The 18,838-nt window shown below is 70.2% G+C and carries 20 protein-coding genes; 1 reads left to right on the top strand and 19 read right to left on the bottom strand.

Translation table 11 applies throughout. The features are described 5' to 3' along the window. Nucleotides 1-181: 181 nt before the first annotated feature. The 5 genes from ACZLMO_RS11620 to ACZLMO_RS11600 all read right to left on the bottom strand — a co-directional run bounded on the left by ACZLMO_RS11620 (nt 182) and on the right by ACZLMO_RS11600 (nt 4,563). Nucleotides 182-1,333, bottom strand: a complete 1,152-nt coding sequence (locus ACZLMO_RS11620) for a tyrosine-type recombinase/integrase (protein WP_463653838.1) — start codon at nt 1,331-1,333, stop codon at nt 182-184. Nucleotides 1,334-1,394: 61 nt separating this feature from the next. Beyond that, nucleotides 1,395-1,610 carry a helix-turn-helix transcriptional regulator gene (locus ACZLMO_RS11615; RefSeq protein WP_463653837.1) on the bottom strand — a complete coding sequence of 72 codons (216 nt, stop codon included), beginning with the start codon at nt 1,608-1,610 and terminating at the stop codon, nt 1,395-1,397. Beyond that, nucleotides 1,607-2,191: a hypothetical protein gene (locus ACZLMO_RS11610; protein ID WP_463653836.1), complete on the bottom strand. Its 585-nt coding sequence runs from the start codon at nt 2,189-2,191 to the stop codon at nt 1,607-1,609. The genes ACZLMO_RS11615 and ACZLMO_RS11610 overlap by 4 nt, the downstream gene beginning before the upstream one ends. 84 nt (nt 2,192-2,275) lie before the next feature. Continuing rightward, complete coding sequence (locus ACZLMO_RS11605) at nt 2,276-3,997, bottom strand: type IV secretory system conjugative DNA transfer family protein (RefSeq protein ID WP_463653893.1); 1,722 nt, start codon at nt 3,995-3,997, stop codon at nt 2,276-2,278. Nucleotides 3,998-4,050: 53 nt separating this feature from the next. Then, complete coding sequence (locus tag ACZLMO_RS11600) at nt 4,051-4,563, bottom strand: hypothetical protein (protein ID WP_463653835.1); 513 nt, start codon at nt 4,561-4,563, stop codon at nt 4,051-4,053. Between the two features lie 123 nt (nt 4,564-4,686). Between ACZLMO_RS11600 and ACZLMO_RS11595 the strand changes: the two genes are divergently transcribed. Continuing rightward, a complete protein-coding gene (locus ACZLMO_RS11595) occupies nt 4,687-5,055 on the top strand; it encodes a DUF4440 domain-containing protein (RefSeq protein WP_463653834.1) in 369 nt (122 codons plus the stop codon). A gap of 131 nt (nt 5,056-5,186) precedes the next feature. Here the strand turns inward: ACZLMO_RS11595 and ACZLMO_RS11590 are convergent, their stop codons facing one another. The 14 genes from ACZLMO_RS11590 to ACZLMO_RS11525 all read right to left on the bottom strand — a co-directional run bounded on the left by ACZLMO_RS11590 (nt 5,187) and on the right by ACZLMO_RS11525 (nt 18,465). Next, entirely contained in the window at nt 5,187-6,671 is a 1,485-nt protein-coding gene (locus tag ACZLMO_RS11590; protein WP_463653832.1) for an ATP-binding protein, read from the bottom strand. Then, on the bottom strand, nt 6,668-7,459 hold the full coding sequence (locus ACZLMO_RS11585; RefSeq protein ID WP_463653831.1) for a hypothetical protein: 792 nt from the start codon (nt 7,457-7,459) through the stop codon (nt 6,668-6,670). The genes ACZLMO_RS11590 and ACZLMO_RS11585 overlap by 4 nt, the downstream gene beginning before the upstream one ends. 54 nt (nt 7,460-7,513) lie before the next feature. Further along, on the bottom strand, nt 7,514-8,980 hold the full coding sequence (locus ACZLMO_RS11580) for an SCO6880 family protein (protein WP_463653830.1): 1,467 nt from the start codon (nt 8,978-8,980) through the stop codon (nt 7,514-7,516). Nucleotides 8,981-8,983: 3 nt separating this feature from the next. Then, nucleotides 8,984-10,330, bottom strand: a complete 1,347-nt coding sequence (locus tag ACZLMO_RS11575; protein WP_463653829.1) for a conjugal transfer protein TrbL — start codon at nt 10,328-10,330, stop codon at nt 8,984-8,986. Nucleotides 10,331-10,358: 28 nt separating this feature from the next. Continuing rightward, nucleotides 10,359-10,628 carry a DUF6112 family protein gene (locus ACZLMO_RS11570; protein ID WP_463653828.1) on the bottom strand — a complete coding sequence of 90 codons (270 nt, stop codon included), beginning with the start codon at nt 10,626-10,628 and terminating at the stop codon, nt 10,359-10,361. 86 nt (nt 10,629-10,714) lie between these two features. Beyond that, entirely contained in the window at nt 10,715-10,981 is a 267-nt protein-coding gene (locus tag ACZLMO_RS11565; RefSeq protein WP_463653827.1) for a DUF6112 family protein, read from the bottom strand. After that, nucleotides 10,981-12,609, bottom strand: coding sequence for a M23 family metallopeptidase (locus ACZLMO_RS11560; RefSeq protein WP_463653826.1), 1,629 nt, complete (start codon nt 12,607-12,609; stop codon nt 10,981-10,983). The genes ACZLMO_RS11565 and ACZLMO_RS11560 overlap by 1 nt, the downstream gene beginning before the upstream one ends. A 14-nt stretch (nt 12,610-12,623) precedes the next feature. After that, nucleotides 12,624-13,313 carry a hypothetical protein gene (locus ACZLMO_RS11555; protein ID WP_463653825.1) on the bottom strand — a complete coding sequence of 230 codons (690 nt, stop codon included), beginning with the start codon at nt 13,311-13,313 and terminating at the stop codon, nt 12,624-12,626. 43 nt (nt 13,314-13,356) lie between these two features. After that, complete coding sequence (locus ACZLMO_RS11550; protein WP_463653824.1) at nt 13,357-14,367, bottom strand: ParB N-terminal domain-containing protein; 1,011 nt, start codon at nt 14,365-14,367, stop codon at nt 13,357-13,359. Next, on the bottom strand, nt 14,364-15,266 hold the full coding sequence (locus ACZLMO_RS11545) for a hypothetical protein (protein WP_463653823.1): 903 nt from the start codon (nt 15,264-15,266) through the stop codon (nt 14,364-14,366). The genes ACZLMO_RS11550 and ACZLMO_RS11545 overlap by 4 nt, the downstream gene beginning before the upstream one ends. Before the next feature lie 91 nt (nt 15,267-15,357). Further along, nucleotides 15,358-15,774 carry a hypothetical protein gene (locus ACZLMO_RS11540; protein ID WP_463653822.1) on the bottom strand — a complete coding sequence of 139 codons (417 nt, stop codon included), beginning with the start codon at nt 15,772-15,774 and terminating at the stop codon, nt 15,358-15,360. Beyond that, on the bottom strand, nt 15,771-16,469 hold the full coding sequence (locus tag ACZLMO_RS11535) for a DUF2637 domain-containing protein (protein WP_463653821.1): 699 nt from the start codon (nt 16,467-16,469) through the stop codon (nt 15,771-15,773). Before ACZLMO_RS11535 ends, ACZLMO_RS11540 begins: the two co-directional genes overlap by 4 nt. Further along, nucleotides 16,466-17,398: a bifunctional DNA primase/polymerase gene (locus ACZLMO_RS11530; RefSeq protein WP_463653892.1), complete on the bottom strand. Its 933-nt coding sequence runs from the start codon at nt 17,396-17,398 to the stop codon at nt 16,466-16,468. Before ACZLMO_RS11530 ends, ACZLMO_RS11535 begins: the two co-directional genes overlap by 4 nt. Beyond that, nucleotides 17,398-18,465, bottom strand: coding sequence for an ImmA/IrrE family metallo-endopeptidase (locus ACZLMO_RS11525; RefSeq protein WP_463653820.1), 1,068 nt, complete (start codon nt 18,463-18,465; stop codon nt 17,398-17,400). The genes ACZLMO_RS11530 and ACZLMO_RS11525 overlap by 1 nt, the downstream gene beginning before the upstream one ends. Nucleotides 18,466-18,838: the final 373 nt, after the last annotated feature.

The raw sequence follows: 18,838 nt of genomic DNA, 5'->3' as shown, positions 1-18,838 counted from the left end.
TCTCACCTGGGTTTCGTCATGTCCGAGGGACGTTTTCTGTGGTCCCCCTCTGGTCCCCCTGGCGCGGTGCTGACAGGTCGGCTGTGGATGGCCGGACCGCCTCGACCCCCTCCTCTGTGGATAAGGGGACCAAAAGGGGACCAGAGCACCTCCGGCAGCATTCGCTCGACCTCGGAACGCATCACAGGCTCCTCGCCGCCGGGCCGATGCGCCGGGCGTGTTTGCGCTGTCCAGCGGCGGAGAGGAAGGCGTTGGCCTGCTCGGCGGCGGAGGCGAGGTGGCGGTCGTCGGGGTGGAGGTAGCCACGGGTGGTTTCCATCGAGGCGTGGCCGAGGATGTCTTGGAGGACGTGCAGCGGGATGCCGGCGTCGGCCATCCAGGTCGCTCCGGTGTGGCGAAGGCCATGTCGGGTGAGGTCGGGCAGGCCGAGCTTCGCGACGATGCCGTCCCAGTTGGTGGCGTCGCGGACGGTCGCGGTGGTGAGGTAGCCGCCTTTCGGTCCGACCAGCAAAGAGTCCTCGGGCTGCTTGCCTGTGGTGAGGCGTTCCAGTACCGGACGGAGCGGTTCGAGGATCGGCACCCGGCGCTCTTTGCGGCTCTTGGTCGGCTTGGTGACCAGGCCGCCTTTGCCGGGGAAGACCTGCCGCCGGATCACGACGAGGTTCTTATCGAACTCAACGTCACCGACCCGCAACCCGGACACCTCCGAGGACCGTGCCGCCAGCAGCGCGGCGAGCATCACGAAGTCGCTGTAGGACTGATGCACCTTGCCGCACACCCTGGCGAGCCGGTTGAGGGTCCTCATGTCCGGGATCGCATGCGCCCGCGGGGAGGACTGCTCGGCCGACTGTCCGCGGAAGGCGTTGCGGTTCAGGCTTCGCTTGGCGCGGTTCTTGGCGGGGTTGATCTGGATCAGTCCGTCCCGGACGGCTTCATCGAGCACCCGGACGAGCGGCGCGATGGTGTTCTTGATGGTCGACGCCCCGTGACGCTTCTCCCACTCGTCGATGGTGCGGTCGATGATCCCGGCCGTGATTTGGGTGACCGGCAGGTGCCCGAGAGCGGGCAGCACCCGCAGCTTCAGCCCGTAGCCGTACGTCTCGCCCGTGGAGGTCGGGTCCAGGCCCCGCGCCCACCTGTCGCCGATGGAGGTGACGAACTCCAGCAGCGTCATGGACACGTCCATGCCCTTGGTGGACGAGTTGCGGAGCTGGTCAAAGAACTCGTGTGCCGCCGCCTCGTCCCGCACGATCTCCGAGCGAATGACACGGCGCTTGGTGGTCGGGTCCGTCCACCGGGCACGGGCACGGATGCCGTAGGAGCGGCGCTCCATATCTGTGGAGACCTTCACCCCGATCGGCGGCACCGGCTTGGGCTCAGCGGTCGGCTGCGGCTCAGCCCTCCGAGGCATGGTCGCGTTCCAGCTCGCCCAGCCAGCGGTCCACTGCATCGAGCCGATATCGGGCAATCCCGCCGAGCCGCAGGAACGGTGGCCCGGTCCCGGCCGATCGCCACCGCGACAGCGTGGACTCTGACACCTTCAAGTACGTGGCAACCTCACGACTATCCAGCAGCGGCGACACGACCAGTGCCTCGGCCTTCTCGCTCATGAGACTTCTCCGGTGTCCGGGTCGAGGTCGCGGTAGAAGGCTTCCTCGGCTACGCGGCGGGCTTGGACGTCGGTCATGACGAACTCCACGAACTCGGCGTCGCGGTCGATGATCGGCACATCTTCGATGGGGTCGGCGGGTTCCTCGCCGGGCCAGACTGTCTGCCTGGTGGGCCGGTCGTGGTCAAGCTTCGTGCCCGAGGCAGCCACCCAGTCGCGGAGGCGTTGGCGGGCGTCGGCGAAGTCGCGGTGCCAGCCGAGCGGCGCGGAGCCGTCTTGCTCGGGGTCGTAGGCGCAGAGCCAGTGCAGGTGCAGCGCGGACAGTTCCCACAGCAGTTCGGGGTGGGTGTGCCAGGCCGGCGGGATGACGGAGGCGGGCAAGCCGTAGGTGTGCCTGAGCCAGTCCACCCACCGGTTGAGTTCCAGCCACTCGACCTCGGCGTCGTCGGCGTTCAGCAGGTTCCAGTTGATCGGGTGCGGCGGCTCGGCGACCAGCGGGTCCTCGAAGCCGTCGTCGGTGTCGCCCAGGTCCGGGTCGGGAACCTCGTCCGCGGCGGCGTCCTGGTGTGGGGTGTCGGACATGCTCTGCTCCTGTCTGCTCTCGCATCCCCGGGTCGTGCCGGGGCTCGCTGTGGCAGGCAGGTGGGCCAGGAGGCGTCTGGACGTTCAGTCCTCGGTGCGGCGCAGCAGGGCTTCGATCTCCGTACGGTCGGCGGTGAGCTGGGCGGCGTCGGGGCGTTTCGGCCAGGGGTGCAGGTCGGTGAAGATCGGGGGCGCGGAGCGCAGCAGGACGATGCCGGTGCCGAACGGGAGCCGGCGGATGCGGTCGGGCGGGAAGATCGGGATGCGGCGGATGGAGCGTTGGTTGGAGCGGGTGCCGTGATCGCCGAGGGTCACGGAGTCGGTGTATTCGTCGCGTTCCCCCACGAGCGCGCTCAGGTCTTGCAGATCGCGGCTGTTGGACGCGCCGCCGAGGATGACCTTGACGATCGAGGCGTCCCAGATCGCGCCGGCCTGGTGCTCGTTCCACTTGTCCCGCGCCTGCGCGAGCGACTGGAGCACCGGCATCGTCGTGATGCCCGAGCCGCCACCTTCGGCCATGAGGGTCGGCAGCGATGGCAGCGGCGACAGGTTGGCTATCTCGTCCAGCGCCAGCAGCATCGGCGGATCGAGCCGGGCACCGGGTGAGCGTGCAGCCAGCCGCCGGGCGGTCTCGATGAGGTCTTCCACCAGCGCGGCAACCAGCGCGGCGCTGGCCCCTGCGCCGGACCCGGTGGCCAGGAGGAACAGGGTGCCGCGGTTCTGGATGAAGTGCTCGGGGTCGAAGCCCTCGCCGGGACCGGGCGACACGGCATCGAGCACCCGCGGGTCGGCCAGCGATCCGAGAGCGAGGGACACGCCTTGCCAGATGGAGTCTCGGGTGCGGGGGTCGGAGTCGATCATCGCTTCCAGGGACTCGGCCCATCCCGTCGCTGCTTGGGTTGAGCCGGTCAGGATCGCCACCGCGTCGGCGGCTGCGGTGGGGTCGAGGGTCCAGCGGAACAGCTCAGCCGGTGGCCGGTGGTCGATCGCTGCGGCGTGCAGGAGTGATTGCAGCGCGGCTCTGGTCTTGCCTTCCCAGAACCCGCCGCCATCGACCCCACCGGAGGCGAGGCCGGTGCCGGCGGCGAGTCCGGTGGCGCGGATCATCGCGGTCTGCGGGGATTCGCAGCCCCGGATCGGCGACCACCGCATTCCCGCAGGCAGTCCTTCGGCGAGGTGCTGCGGGTCGAAAATAGCAACGGGGCCGACTCTCTGGCGGGCGCGCATGGTCGCGGTCAGGTTGTCCGGCCTCGTGCTGGTGCAGACCACGGCGCCGGGTGCGTCGAGGATCGCCGGGATCACCAGATGCAGTCCCTTGCCGGAGCGGGGCGGACCGATGACCATGATCGAGTCCTCGACCGACGCCCACACGCTCGCGCCCTTGGAGACGCCGAGCCGGTAGCCGACATCCCGTGCGCGAGGATCATCCAGGCCGGGGCGCAGGTTCCCGGCGCGGCGCAGCAGTGCCTTCTCGGACGCAGCGGCGGCGACCTCGTGCCGGGTGGCGATACCGGCCATCCGTCGCGGGTCCTGCTCGACCCGGTGCGTGTGCCGGCGCAGCCGCGACCACGCCCACAGTCCGCCCGCTGCCAGAGCGGACAGCAGCAGGCTCGTGACCGTCCAGTACGCCACCGGGTTCAGGCCCGGGGCGTCGAGCGCTGTGGCGGGGTCGCCGGGATTGAACAGCACGCCTATCCCGGAGGCGGCGTCGCCGGCGGGCTGGCCGGTGTCGGTGAGGAATGCCGCGACCGATCCGGCACCGCGGAGCACGAGAGCGACGCCGAACAAGACGACCAGCCCGATCATCGCGGCGTTGGTCAGCTCGTCTCCGAAAGAGCCGGTCTGCCGGCCCTGGCCGTTCACAGCTCGATCCGCCGGATGATCGTGGTGCCAGAGATGCGGCCGACCAGCAGCACCTCCACGACCCCGCCCGAAGTATCCGGCCCGAGATGGGCGGGATCGATTAAGGCGCGGGCGGTGCCGGTCCCGGCGGCGTCGGTGTGCCCGGTGACGACGGCGACTGCCACGTCCTCACCGGGAACGAATCCGTCGCCGGTGACGGTGTGGAACACCGGCAGCGCCGCCTGCTCCGGTGCGGGGTGTGGGAGGGAGGGTCGGCGGCGTCGGGGCGCGATGATGTCGGTGAAGGTCGTTCCGTCCGACTCGCGGACCTCGACCCGTGCCGGGATCGTCCGGTCGTTCGTGGCGTGGTCGATGATCTGCCCGAACGAGGAGCGCCGCCACGGCCCCGCGACCGGGTCCGGGTCCAGTGGCTTCCCGTCGACCGTGACAGTAACAGTCCCGTCCTCGTGCACATCGAGCACGATGAGCGGAATGGATACCGGGACAGATTCGGGCTCGGGTTTCCTCATGGCCGCGAGGTGAGCCAGAGTCCTCCTGCGTGAAGGCGGCGCGGCTCAGGTCAGGATTCGTGAACGTCCGGGGAATCAATCTCCTCGTAGGCTTGAAACCCCGGCCAACGAAGGAGACGTACCGTGCTCGACGAGCTGCTCGACCTCGAACACCAGGGATGGAGATCCCTCTGTAACAGCACAGGCGCGGACTTCTACGGGCAGATCATGACCAGCGACGGCGTCATGGTTCTCGCCCACGGTCAGGTTTTCGACCGGCAGGCGGTCATCGACTCCCTGGGCGAAGCACCGCCGTGGCGGACTTACGACATCGCCGACGAGCGACTCATCGCCCTCAGCGACGATCACGCGATCCTCGTTTACACCGGCCGCGCCTACCGCGACGAGGATGAGCCCGCGTTCACCGCGCTCATGTCCAGCGTCTACACCCGGCACGACGGCACGTGGCGACTTGCCCTCTACCAGCAGACACCCGTCCCCACCCAGGCGTAGAGCCAGACGCGTCGACATAATCCGACAGCCTGTCCGTTGTCGAACGCCGGGCTGTTCGCTCCCAACGGGCCCAGAGACGTCCTGGAGGACCTTGAAGCTCTCGCGAAAACCGTCAGGAATCTGGGGAACTTCTAGGAGTTCCCGGTCATGCGGGCGGTGGTGTCGAACGCGGCCAGCTCGGCGGGGTGGAGCTGGTGCTGCACTACGAACGACCTGTCCTTGATCCGCCAGAGCCCTTGCCCGGTGCCGAGCCCCGGCAGGAGACGTTGTTCGGTGCCGGTGAGTCCAAGCGCGGCCGCGGTCGGGCCGAGCTGGTCGGTCTCTTGCCGGTAGACGATCCGGGTCTCGGCGTTCGCGAGCAGGCTGTTCGCGAGCGCCCGGTTCGCTGAGCCGAGGTCGCCGACGTTTTCCAGGTCGGTGAGCTTGTGGAACACGAGCAGGTTCGCCAGTCCGTAGTGCCGCGCGAGCCGCCAGTGTGCGTCCATCCGTCGCAGTAGCGCCGGGTGGGACATGAGCCGCCAGGCTTCGTCGTAGATGACCCAACGGCGTCCGCCGTTCGGGTCGAGCAGCGCGGCTTCCATCCACGCTGACGAGCAGGTCATGAGCACGCTGATGAGGGTGCTGTTCTCGGTGACGCGGGACAGGTCCAGGCTGACCATCGGCAGCGATGGATCGAATCTCACGGTGCTGGGGCCGTCGAACAGCCCGCTGAGGTCACCGCGGACCAGACGGCGCAGGGCGTGTCCCACTTGCCGGCCGTCCTCGGTCAGCCGCCCGTCGGGGTCGTCGGCGGGGTCGGGGCGCAGCAGTCGGTCGACCACCATCGGCAGGATTGGCACGTCCGCGTCGCGCACCGCCCCGGCGAGTGCGGTGTCGATTGCGGTGTGTTCCAGAGGCGCGAGCGGGCGGTCGAGCACTGTCTCGGTGAGCGCGCCGAGCAGGTCACGGCGCCGTGCGGCGAGGGTGATGGCCCACTCCTGGTCGCTGAGGCCGCCGGGGCGGTAGCCCTCATCGAGCGGGTTGAGGCGGTTGCCCATCCCATGTCCGAGGATGATGGCTTTGCCTCCTACGGCTTCGGCGACGCCGGTGTGTTCGCCCTTGGGGTCGCCGGGTACGTAGACGCGGTAGCCGAAGGGCAGGCTGCGGGTGTAGAGGCTCTTGGCGAGCGACGACTTCCCGGAGCCGACGATGCCCGCCAGGATCAGGTTCGGGGCGGTGATGATGCCCCGCTGGTACAGCACCCACGGGTCGTACACGAACGACGACCCGCTGTAGAGGTCCTGGCCGATGAACATCCCTTGTGGCCCGAGCCCGGCCTCGGCGAGGAATGGGTAGTGGCCGGCGAGCACGGCGCTGGTGTCCTGATGTCGGGGAAGCCGGAACCGTCCCGGAGTGCGGAGCATCGCCGGACCGGGCTCACCTGCCGGCGGCAGATAGACCGTGGCGCGGCGTTCCGCGCGCTCAGCCTCCATCCGGGCTCGTGCCGTCGCTCTCTCGGCCTGGCGCTGCTCGGCGACGAGCCGGGCCGCCGCCTCCCTCCGTGCCTTGCGCAGCCGCCGCCGCTCAGAGGCGGGCGCGACGAGGACCGCGGTGTGCAGCTTCTCGTCCCGGCTCACAGCGACAGCCCGCGGTTCTGCTTGACCGCGGCCACGCCGGGATGGCTGAACCACGACTTGTCGCGACCGGCGCTGCGGCGCCCGGTGGCCGCGGAGCCGGCCGGTGGGCGCCGAGCTGGGACGGAGGATTCGGCGGGCGGGTCGATGGCGTCTTCGGGCCGGATCAGGTGCCGCCGGTAGAGAGCGACGTGTCCCGCCTGCGGGTTGTAGGTCATCGCGTAGTCGCCGGTCTCCGCCTGATGGTCGCCGGCGTAAGCGGGGGCGCGGTCGTGAACGTCGCCGTTCTGCAAGGCAGCGTCGGTGGTCTCATCGCCGTAGTCCCATCCGGACAGATTCTCGATCCCCGCCTCCGGCCCTTCTCGGTCGATGAGGTCGAGCACTCGGTCGGCTTCCTCGCCGTGGAGGAACACGATCCCGACCCACCGTTCCGCCAGCGGTCCGTGGGGGTTCCACACGATCCGGCCGGAGTGGGTCATCGCTGCGTTGAGCCGGTCGTGGGCCTGGTCGATGAGCGTGCCGGCGTGGTGCAGCTCGTCGGCTGCGGACAGCGCCTCGACCGCGCCGCCGGCCTGGTCGCGGGCCTCGTCGGTGACCTGGTGCTGATGGTTCAAGTGGGCGTTGGCGAGCTGATCCAGGACTTGTCGGAGCGACCGCATCCCGCCCAGCAGGTCACCGATCACGGCGTAGCTGTCGGACGGGTCCTCAACGGTGCGGGTGGCGTGCGCGAGCCCGCGCAACGCTTCGTAGGCCTCATTGGCGTCGTGGGCGGGATCGGTGAACGTGGGCATCACGGGCCTCCATCTGTGCTGGGTCTCTCGATGCCGGTCAGGTGAGCCCGCGGGTCACACCGTCCGGCACAGCGGTATCGCCGCGGCGGTGAACGCCGCCGCTTGCTGGCCGACGAGCCTGCGCGTCTCGCAGGAGGCTTGGATCGCGGACTGTTCGATCGCGGCGACGGCTGCTTCCAGCTCGTCGAGGGTGGGCGCGGAGACGCTGATGAGGCCGGAGACGCGAAGTACCCCGTGTCCGGCGGTGAGGTCGGCCTCCTGTTGGAGCACGTCTTGGTACTCAGCGGTCTGACTGGCGTCCTCGATTTGTCCCATTCGTGCGCGCTGTGCGGCGTCTGAGATGTGTTCGACCTTCTTCTTGCGGATGTCGCGGGCTGCTTGGTCTGAGCGCATCGGGGTGTAGATCAGCGACACCGACCGTTGGATGCCGGTGGACAGCAGCACCGGGGCGAGGAACCCCGGATAGACCATCGACCGCGGCCATTCCGCGACCCACAGGACGGCGTGCCAGGCCGAATCGGTGCGCAGGGTGCCCCATGTCTCGGTGACCGCGACCGGCCCGGCCGTGGCGAGCTCCTGGCCGAGTCGTCCGTGACGTTCCAGCGTCGCGGCGACGGCAGGGTCGTAGGCCGAGCGCAGGATCACGGCGACTTGTCCGGGACCGAGCCAGCCGACAGGGGCCAGGTCCGCTGAACGGAGCGCGGCCGTGAGCGTCGCCATCTCCTGGCGGAGCACCGCGGCACCGCCGCGGATGCCGCCTCCGGCGGTCCTGATCTGCCGAGCCGCGGTCTTCATGTCCAGGGAGAGGCTGATCGTGGTGGCGTGTCGTTCGCCGGCGGGACCGGCCCGCTCGATCAGCTCGGCGTAAGTCTGAGCGGCCCAGGAGTCATCGGCGGTGCCGTGCTCGGCCCACCATTCGGCCAGCCCGGCCCCGGAGTCCGGCAGGGTGCGTTCGAGCACTTGCAGGGTCGCGATCCGCCCCGACCGGCATACCGTGGCCAGCACCCGCCCCCAGGAGGTGACCCGGCGTTCTTGCTCGCCGGGATCGAGCAGCACGAATGCGGGGTGGGTGACCTCGCAGACCACGGTGAGCGTGGCCTGGCGGGGATCGTGGATCATGCACGCCCCGGTCTCGGGGTCCAGATGCTCCCGCAACCGGGCCATGTCGCCGGGCAACGCGAGATTCCCTGCCGGACGCGGTTTGACGATCCGCCGCCGGTAGAGCAGCTGCCCGCCGGTGGTACGCCATAGCCACCAGCAGGTGACCGGGAGCCATTCGACCATCGGCCGCCCGGCGATGGGCACCCAGGTCAGCACCGCGGCGAGCACCCAGATCGGGGCGGTGTAGGCCAGCAGCATTCCGGCGCCGGCGTAGAGCGCGGCCAGCATGGTCAGCCCGCCGATGCCGGCGGCGACGAGCTGGGAGACCGACAGGCCCAGCAGCACACCCCGCCGGGTGAGGCGGGAGAACTTCACCGGGGTCAGCTCGCTCCCGGGCGCCTTCCGTTCCGTCGCGGACATGCGTCACTCCTTCCCGGTCTGCGGCGGCACAGGCTTGGACGGTGCGGGCGTACGCGGCTGCGGCGCGGAGGGCGGCGGGGGCGCCTTCGACGGCGCGGCCCCACCACCGGCCTGCCCCTCAGCGCCGCTCGCGGCGGCCTCCGCCTGACCCGCAACCGCCTTGCCTGCCTTCGGCCCGGCTTCAGCGGCTCCCTTGGCGACCTGCGCCCCGACGACGACCGCAGCCGCGGGACCAGCCGCAGTAGCGCCCGCCCCGGCACCCGCACCGGCTCCGGCGTCCGCTCCTGTCCCGGTCGCGCCCGCGGTGGGCGCCGGGTTGCGCGGCGGGGAGCCGCCCGGTCCTGTGCCCGACCCGCCCTGCGGGGCGCCACCCTGGGGGTCATCGAGAACCTTCTTCGGCTCGCTGCCGCCCTGGGGCTTGGACGGCAGCGGCAGGGGACGGTTGAGGGCGTTCTTGGCCTCTTGCTCGGTGCCCATCTGCTGGTAGAGGTCGAATCCGATGAACGACACGAACCGGTAGACCATGTACGGGGCGAAGGCTGCGATACCCATGAGAACGGTGCCGGTGATCGGCTCAGTAACGGCGGTGATGTCTGCCTCGATCGGGGTGGCGATCTGGGTGATAGCGAGCAGGAAGATCACGACGAGTACGAGCTTGGAGATGATGAGCGCGATCACGAATGCAGCCCATTTGCCGATCCACCCTTTGGTGGCGTCCCAGGACGCTCCGGCGAACGCGATCGGCGCTAGCACCACGGCCACCAGTAGCAGCGCCTTACGGATGAGCAGGCTGAACCAAACGATGAAGACGGCGGCGATCATCAGCCCGGCCAGGAAGATCGTGACGATCGCGCCGACGCCGGGTGCGGCGATGTTGATGCCGGTGAGCCCGGCGGCGAGCAGGATGATCTTGTCGCCCATCGTCCCGGTGGTCTCCCCGGAGGCCTGGATGATGCCGATGCAGAGCTGGTCCACGATCTCCAGCGCGAGCGCGGTCAGCGTGATCACGACGAACGCGCCGAGCACCGATTTCGCTGCTCCGAGTGCGGCCCTGGACAGGGCGGTGGGGTCGCGGCGGATCAGCCCGGTGATCAGTTGCAGGCAGAAGAAGATCAGCACCAGGAACACGCCGATGCCGAAGATCAGGTTGTAGACGCTGGTGAACCCGTCCGTCTGAACATCGACCAGTGTGGTGGTGTCGAACACCGTCCACATTGCCTCGATCAGCCAGCCGGCTGCACCTCCCATCGCCTGGGCGAGCCAGTCGAACGGGGCCGCCACGACCGTCGCGGCCGCTTCGCCGGCCACATCGCAGACGGACGAGATGATCGGAACATCGCAGACACTCATCGCGAATCTCCTGTTGTGCGGGCCGGCATCAGACGGCCTGGCCGACGTCCCAGAAGAAGTTCACGAGCGTCACCGCCGCGCCACAGATCACCGCCGCGCCGCAGGAAATCAGGACGCCGAGCTTCCCTCGCCCGGACAGGTGCGGGTTGGAGCTGTTGGCGCCGTAGGCCCAGACGATCGCGGACGCGATCAGCGCCAGGACACTGAGGATGAGGCCGACGGTCATCACGGCGCCGACGATGGTGCGGAGCTGTTCGATGCCGGGCAGGCCGGAGCTGTTGGGGTCGATGTCGATCACGGCGGTTACTCCCTTGCTGAGCAGATGGCTGGTTCAGCGGCGAGGTGAGCCAGCCACACCCTGAGCGCGCACTGTTTGGCGCAGGGTCAGAGCTGGCGGCCGAGGACGATGAGCCAGTTCACCCACGCGACACCGGCACCGGCGAGGACGGCCGCGCCGACGCCGACGAGCACCCCGATCCGGCCCTTGGAGGCCAGGGAGTGGTTGCCGTGGGAGGTGCCCAGCGCCCAGCAGATCGCCGAGACGACGATCATCAGCACCGCGACGATGAGCACGATTGTGAGCAGGGCACCGATGACCTGTTCCAGATCACCGATCCCGGTAAGACCGTCGAAGTCGGGGAACACGTCCATCACGCACCGGCCTTGACGGTGACGTGTAGGTGGTCGATGTGCCTTGTCGTGATATCCGTCCCGCGGGTGTAGTCGCGCCATCCTTCGGCGTCGCGGGCCAGGGACCAGATCTTGTCCTGCCAGATCAGATACTCCACCCCGAGGGTCTGGGCGTGGTCCTTCATCCAGTTCGTCACCGCCCACCCACCCTCGAGTTGTGCCGGGGTCGGCTGTTGGCCGATGGTGTTGCCGAATGTGATGTCGCAGGCACGCCCCAAGGGGTGTTCGGAGACGGTGCCGGGGCGCGGTGAGTAGCAGGCCCATCTCGTGTCGGGGAACGCGCTGGTGCCTTGTTCGTACAGGTGCAGCAGCCGCGCGGTGATCTGCCCGCTACTGGTGGGGTCATCGACCATCTGGTCGGGGTCGCCGTCCAGCGGGACCGGCTCGCTCGTCGTGCCGCCGGGGGCGCATCCGGCGGGGCTTCCGACTGTGGCTTCGGGCAGGTCGGCGGCGTTGTGGGCGTTGAGCCACGCCGCCGCGTCGACGGCCTCGCCGTTGGTGCCGCCCGGCCTGACCTCGAAATGTAGATGCGGCCCCGTGGAGTTGCCGGAGCTGCCGACATCGCCGATGTGCTGCCCGGCGACCACCCGGTCACCGGCCTGGACGTGGATGCCGTGCTGCCACATGTGGGCGTAGGCGGTCGCCACCATCTGACCGTCGATGTGGTGCTCGATAACGATCAGTCCGCCGTAGCCGCCGGAGAACTCCGCGACGGTCACGGTGCCGTCCGCAGCGGCGAGGATCGGGGTGCCATCCGGGGCAGCGAAGTCGGTGCCGGTGTGGAACGATGACGCTCCGGTGATCGGGTGGATGCGGGGCCCGAACTCGCTGGTGAGCACCCACGTCCCCTCCGGGAGCGGGACCACCACGCGCGCGGACTGCGCCACCGGACCCGCCGCGACCACGGACACTGCCGGGCCGGCCGAACCGCTTCCAGAACCGGACGCACCGGTCAGGGCATCGACGATGGCTTCGGCGACCGGCTCATAGTTGCGGTAGCGGTCCGGGTAAGCGCTGACCTCGACGGCTTGGGCAGCCTCGCCGGGGTCCATCTGCTGCCAGCCTGGAATGTCCAGCAGACCTCGCGGGCTCGGGTAGTTCGGGCCGGTCGGCCCGCCGAAGAACGCCTTGGCCTGGTAGGTCGGGTCCATCAGATCCGCGACGGTGCCCCAGCCCGATTGCGGGCGCATCTGAAACAGCCCCAAGCTGTCGTGGTCCGACCCGTTGCCGTCGTTGGGGTAGTCGCCGCTCTCGGGGTAGGTGCCGGTGTTCGCCAACTGCCGCAGCGTGCTCTCGGTCAGCGCGGCCATCAGCGCGATCGTGATCCCGGGACGACCCACGCCCTCGATGCCGCCTCCGATCGTGATGATCGTGGCCGCGTGCGTGAGCTGGGTCTTGTTCACCGTGAACGTGGTGCCCTCGGCGGTGGTGACCGTCAGCGACTCCGGGACACTTCCCACGGTGACGGAGCCGCCAGGGACCACGCAGTTCGCGGCGGCAGGATTCATCAGCACGCCGACCCCGACCAGGGCCAGCGTGGGACCCAGGAGGACCAGCGCGAGAACGGCGGCGGCGACCTTCTTCAGCACGGCACGACCTCCGGCTATCGGAGTGGGTTGTCGAGCTGGGACAGGCGCAACACATGACACAGGCCGGTGCGGAACTGCGGCGCCGGCGGCGGGCAGGCCAGGAACACGGTGAACGACACCGACTGCTCGGCGGTGACGGGTTCGTCGTTCCAGACGCCTTCACGGTGGCGGGTGCCCTCGATCGTGATCGCGGTGGCACCGGGAGGGAGTTGCCCGGGCTGAGCCTGCTCGACCGCCTGATCCCAGGCCTCGGGAACGAACGAGCGGTCGATGACCAGGTGCTGGGTGGTGGCATACTTGCGCAGCTCGATCCATGCCTCCCGCGAGGGCAGATAGGCGGCGATGTCCGAGGCGAGCCCGGCCTGCTCGGTGCCGGAGGGGTCGCCGACCTCCAAGAGTCCGGCGGTGTAGTCCAGCGGCATCAGCCCCGACCCGGTGTCCCAGCCGAACAGCGCCTCCGCGACGTTGCGGGCGAACTCGTCCGGATCGTGCGAGGGCACGACCCGCGGCAGGCCCGGCGCCACGGGGTCGGTCTCACCGGGCGCGGTGGCCGTGGGCGCAGGGTCGGGGGCGCGATCGTCGGGCGGTCGCGGGCCGGTGATGAGCCCGTAGACGCCGACGCCGACCAGGAGCAGCAGCACGAGCCCGGCGGCGATCACGGCGATCAGCCGGCCACGGGACCAGGAGGCGAGATTCGTCTTCATACCCGTCAGGTGAACCCGCCCGCGACTGACGCGACGAGGTGGTTCAGAGGGCGCGCAGCAGCGGCCGGTCCTGCTGTGCGCCGGCGCGGGCGGTGCGGAGCCGGTCGGCGAACGCGACCGTGCCCTCGACGGCGGCGACGAACGCCGCGATCTGCTCGTCGGTGAGTTCGGCGGCCAACTCGTCCACGTCGTAGTGCGTCCACCACGCTTCCATCTCGCCCCAGGTCAGCACGAACGCACGCACCGAGAACCGCACCGGCTCCTCGTCCGCGTCGACCGGGCGACGAGACGGTGCGGCCGGCTTCGTGGCCTTGCCGCGCTTGGCGGCATGGACGCGGGCAAGTGCTTCGTCGGCCAGCTCGTGCAGCCGCCGATCCCGGTCGGTGCCGGCTTCGGCGTGCGCATCGCGGAGGTGCTGGAAGATCGGGTTGACCGGCGCGCCGGCCTCGATCTGCGCCAACCCGTCGCGGGCCTGAGCGCGCAGCACCTCCGGGGTGGTGGGGTCGTCGGCCAGGCGTTGCAGGAAACCGATCTGCTCCAGCCGCGTGTAGGAAGACGAGCCGGTCACCATGCGCGCCGCCTGCGCGCGAGCATCCCCGAGCTGGCCGGGTGCGGGTGGTCCCGCCGAATCGGCGGGACCATGTTCTCCGGGCTTGTGACCGGCCTGGAACTGGGTGGCCGCCTTCCTTCGGGCGGCGTCCTCGGCCATGAGTTCCTTGATCTCCCGATACAAGCCGGCGGCCTCGATCGGGCTGAGGGCCTTGTGGAGCTGGTTGTCGTCTTGTTCGGCCAGCAGATGCCCGAGCCGGTCCGAGATGCCCGAGCGCACCCACACGCTGACCCGCCGGTGCCCGAGCTGCTTGATCGCCGCGAGCCGCCGCGCCCCGCACACCAGCGTCCCGTCCGGGGTGATCGTCGGCGGCTGCAACAGACCGTGCCGGTCGATCGACGCCGCCAGGGCGTCGAGGTCGCCCAGGTCGGTGCGGTGTCGGCGGCCCACGGTGATGGAGTCCACCGTCCTCTCCAGCTCGATGCGACCGGCTGGTGCGCTCATCGCGCACCCCGCGACGCGTCGGTGCCGCGCGTGTTCGTGCCGGGTGCGGCCAGAGACAGGGTGAGCACGAGGTCGTCGTCGCGCAGCAGCACCGGGAGCGTCTCGCCGATCAGTAGCCGCAGCAGCATGCCGCGTCCCGCGCCGGTTGCCGCGAGCGCCGGGTCCGGGCTGCCCAGCAGAGCGCGCAGCAGCACCGCCCAGGTCCGGCCCGGTAGGTCGAGTAAGGCGCGGGCGTGCTTGTCGCGCCGCAGCGTCTCGTAGGCGGTGTGCCGATTCCCGACCCGGGTCAGCGCCCCGCAGACGTGCTCCACCGCCGTCCGCGCGGTGTCGGCCGGCCAGCCCAGCAGCACCAGCAGCGTGATCGCATCCTCCACCGCCGCGGTCGCGGACGTCGGCTCCGAACCGTCCCGCTCAGCCTCGTCACCGTGACCGTCGCCGTCGTGCGGGTCAGTGACCTGGAACGCCGGGTGGTAGTCGTCCAGCGGGTTCTCCCGGTCGGAGAGCCGTTCGGGGTCGTGGAACACCGAGTAGCGGGGCCGGCGCGCCTGGTGGGTCGAGCACAGCAGTCCTTGGCCGCGTTCCTCGGCGATGCAGGTGATCCGCACCGCGTGCGTGACGACCGCCCACGGGTCCTCCGCGGTGCGGGCGGCCTTGGACCGCATCACGTCGAACGCCGCTGACGCGGCCTCCCACGGATCGAGCCGATGCTTGTGCGCCAGGGCCGCGTACTTCTCGGCCGCGAACGCCATCAGCTCCGCAGCCACGGGGTCCTGCTCCCACGCGCCACGCCCCGCAGCGTGGATCCGGCACAGCAGGGCACGCAGCCCTTCGCTGCTGCGGTAGTCCTCACCGGGCGTGCTGGTGTTCGCCGTGCCGGTAGTTCTGGTGTTGTCGGTCATGGTCGGGGCACCTCCTGGCGGGCAGGTGCACCCGCAGACTCCTGCGGGTCTCACCTCTGCCAACCGGGCGTCCACGACTCACCACCACCTGCTACCGCATCCCGACCCCGGACCGGGCCTGGCCCCGATCGGTGCCACCATGAAGCCCGAACGCCGACAGCGGTGGCAGGCGGCGCGCCCGCTCTGCGGCCCACCGGGCACCCTTGTCGATCGGGGCTCGCAAACGGTGGCTCCCCGCGGCGGTGACGTCGATGCCGCGTCGGGACAAGGCCCCGCCGCCGTGGGCGAACAGGTCGGTCGGGCGCACCCAGTCCACGCCCCGTCCCCGCACCAGCGCCAGCTTCTCCTTCGCGGCCCTGCGGGACGTGGCCTCCTTGATCGCGTCCGACGTGCCCGCGGCCTCCGCGTCCTCGGCAGGGTTCGGAGTCGTCCGTGCCTGTTGTGACTGCGCGACCTGGGGCGGGCCGTGGTGCTGCTCTGCCGGGTTCGTCTGGTCCTGGTCGCTCATGGCGTGGCTCCTTCCCTCACGGGCTCAGGCCCAGACGGGCCGGCCTCATTACTCCGGTGCGCGTCGGGATGCTCGGGGCGTGGCAGCCACCGGCCGACCGTCGAGGGATGCACCCCCAGGTGCCGGGCGATGGCCTTGTTCGACCACTCCCGCTCGCGCAGCTCCGCCGCCAGCATCCGACGATCCGGCCCACCGTCCTCGTCCGCCTCAGTGATGCCGGACTCGGCTGGCGACGGCACGGCGGGTGCGGTCTCGATCTGTGCCGCGGTCTCTGGCGCATCGGCAGGACGCGCGGCGGATCGGGTCAAGACGACGGTCAGATGGGTGATCGCCAGCAGCACGACCGGCGGTACCGCGGCAACCGCGGCCGCCAGTGGGCCGGGCACGTCGGCGTCCGCGGCGACGACCGCGTGCAGAGAGTTCGCCGTCACCGACACCGCCGCGCCGCCGATCAGCAACGTCCACGGATACCAGGCCGCTTTCTCACCGGCGAGCGCGACCACCGCGACCGTGGACACCACGATCACGCCATCGACGATCAGCGGCCACGCCCACGCCTGCCCTGCCCCGATCCCGGAGCGGTGGGCGAGGTCGGCCAACGCGGTGAACGACAGCCAGAACGCGCCAGCCGCGATGAACACCGTCCCGGCAACCGACGTGACCACCGCCCAGCGCCGCCCCCGTACCCTGTTCATCCCAGCCCCCTCGCCGCGCCCGCCCGGAGCCCTGGGTCACGCGGAGCCCACCCGCCCGCTGGCGGGCTCGCAGAGGAGGCGGAGCGTTCCCGGCGGGCGCCGGCGCCGACCCTGCGATAGGCGCTGTAGACGGTGCGAGTGATCTCCCGCTCCCCGAAGTCGGGCTGCTCAGCACGCACCAGCGCATCCAGGGCATCAGAGACCGGCACGTTCGCCTCGGCCAGACGGCACGCGGCCCAGAACAGCTTGTAGTTCCGGTCGCCTTTGACCTGCCGGGACAGCCACGCCGCCAGCCGGTCCGCGTCCTCCCGCCCCGCCACCGGTCTGCCCGCCTGCACCGGCCGCTGCGGCGGTGGGGGATCGAGGAAGTCGCGCAGGCGCACCGCATCCACCGGCTCGACCGCACCGGCGATGACCTGCTCGACCCGGTACGAGACGTGTGCGCCGTCCAGCATGAGCACCGAGGGCGGGGCGATGACGTAGCCGCCGTTCCCGCGGAAGTCGACCCCGGCCTTGCCGACCGCCCATGACCGCTGCATTCGAGCGGGGACGGCTGGGAAGTAGGCGTGCTGACCGCCGGTGGGCGTCGTGACCGTCGCCAACGGCGCCGGGATCAGACCCGCGCGTGCCGCCCGCGCGTATGAGGCGTACCCGTCGACGCCGTGCACATCCACGTCGATCACGACCAGACCCGAGGCAGCGCCTGTCGGGATGCCGATGTTCGCGCCCGGCCTCCACTGCCACCACCCCGCCACCCGGCGCGGATCGGTCGTCGCGCGCTGGAAGCCGCGTCGCACGATCGGGGTCTTCTCGCCGGGCACGCACGGGAACACCGGCACCCCGGCCCTCGCCAGCTCGCGTGCCGCTTCCGGCAACGGCAGACCGTCGAGCCGGTCGAACACGGCGGCGAGGGCTCCGGGGGAGACCATCACAGCCCCCGCCCCGGCACCGCCTGCACCCTCTGCGGCTCTCGCTCGGGCAGCGGCTCCACCTGCGGCGCTTGCTCGGGTCCAGAGTGTTCGGGGCCGTCGAGCCGTAGCGAGACCGGGTTGCCGTTGCCGAGCTGGATCGTGTCGAGCTGGCCCAGGACCTCGGTCGCGGTGCGCCGGACCTTCTCGCCGGTGTCCCGGATGACCTGCACCGGGTCCTTGCCGTCCACGCTCGCTGCCCACCCGGCGACGTAGGGGATCGTGTAGTCGCTGGTGTCCATGCCATGCGCAGCGGCGATCATCAGCGCGACCGACTCGGCCTCGACCTCACCGATCCCGCGATGCTGGCGCGCGTCCTGCTGGTTCGGGCCGTGCAAACGCACATGGCCCAGCTCGTGCGCGAGAGTCTTCACTTGCGCGGCCGGGTCCATGTCGGTACGCACGAGCACCTGGCGGCTCTCAAAGTCGGTCATGCCGTTCGCGCCGTGCATCGCGTCGCCGTCTGGCATGTGCAGCACCTCGTACCCCAGCGACTCGACCTGGGCGGCCAGGCCCTTCCAGAGACCGGCAGGTGCTTCGCCTTCCAGCAGCTTTGGGCTCGGCAGCTCCGGAAGCTCCGCACCGTGAGTCCGGGACACATCCCAGACATGGGCCGGGACGACGCTGACGATCCGGCGCTGCACGACCTCGCCAGGGCGCGGCTTCTCGCCCTTCGTCAGGCGTCGCCACGAGGCCGGGTCCTTCGGAGTCGCTGTCGCGAACCGCACCCTGACCGGCGCGCGAATCTCATAGCCGCCGCCGGCCTCTGCCCAGCGGCCCATCTTCTTCCAGTCCTGGAACCCGGCCACCCACGTCGGCGTCGGGGTCGGCACCCGGCCCTGCTCGTAGGCGTCCAGGTGCTGCGCCCAGATCAGCAGGGTGTTGTTGAACGAGCGCGACCGGAACCGGGCGGCGAACTCGATCGCCCGCCGCCAGTCCTCACCCGACACCAGTTCCTCAACCGAGCGCACAATGCGTTCTTCGAGAGCTTCGAGCTTCGCTTCACGTGTCTTATTCCTCATAGCCATGCCTGACCTCCCTCCGCCGGGCCACGCCGAGAGGCAGCAGCCGTGCGACCACGAGGTACGCCGGGCGGATCAGGAAGACGAGACGGACGACGGAACGAGACTGGCGACCGTCAGGCTCCGCGATGAACCCGACGAGTCCTTACCGGAGTACCGGAGCGCTCGGGAGCTGTGGGGCGGAGGCGGCTGATCCTGCGGATATGACCCGGCTCGATGCGCGTTTCACCCGGCCCCGGTAGCGGCACGCGCGCGGGCGATGGCTCGGTAGCGGCTCGGCGTCACGCCGACGCTACGACGGAACTGACGGGCCGCGAAATCAGGATCGTTCCACCCCACCTCACGGGCAAGCACTGCGATCGGCGTGTCTGTGGTGCGC

The organism is Georgenia sp. G2120 (genome assembly GCF_055326485.1).
Note: the sequence above shows the minus strand (reverse complement) of the source record. Positions and strands in the feature narration are given on the sequence as shown.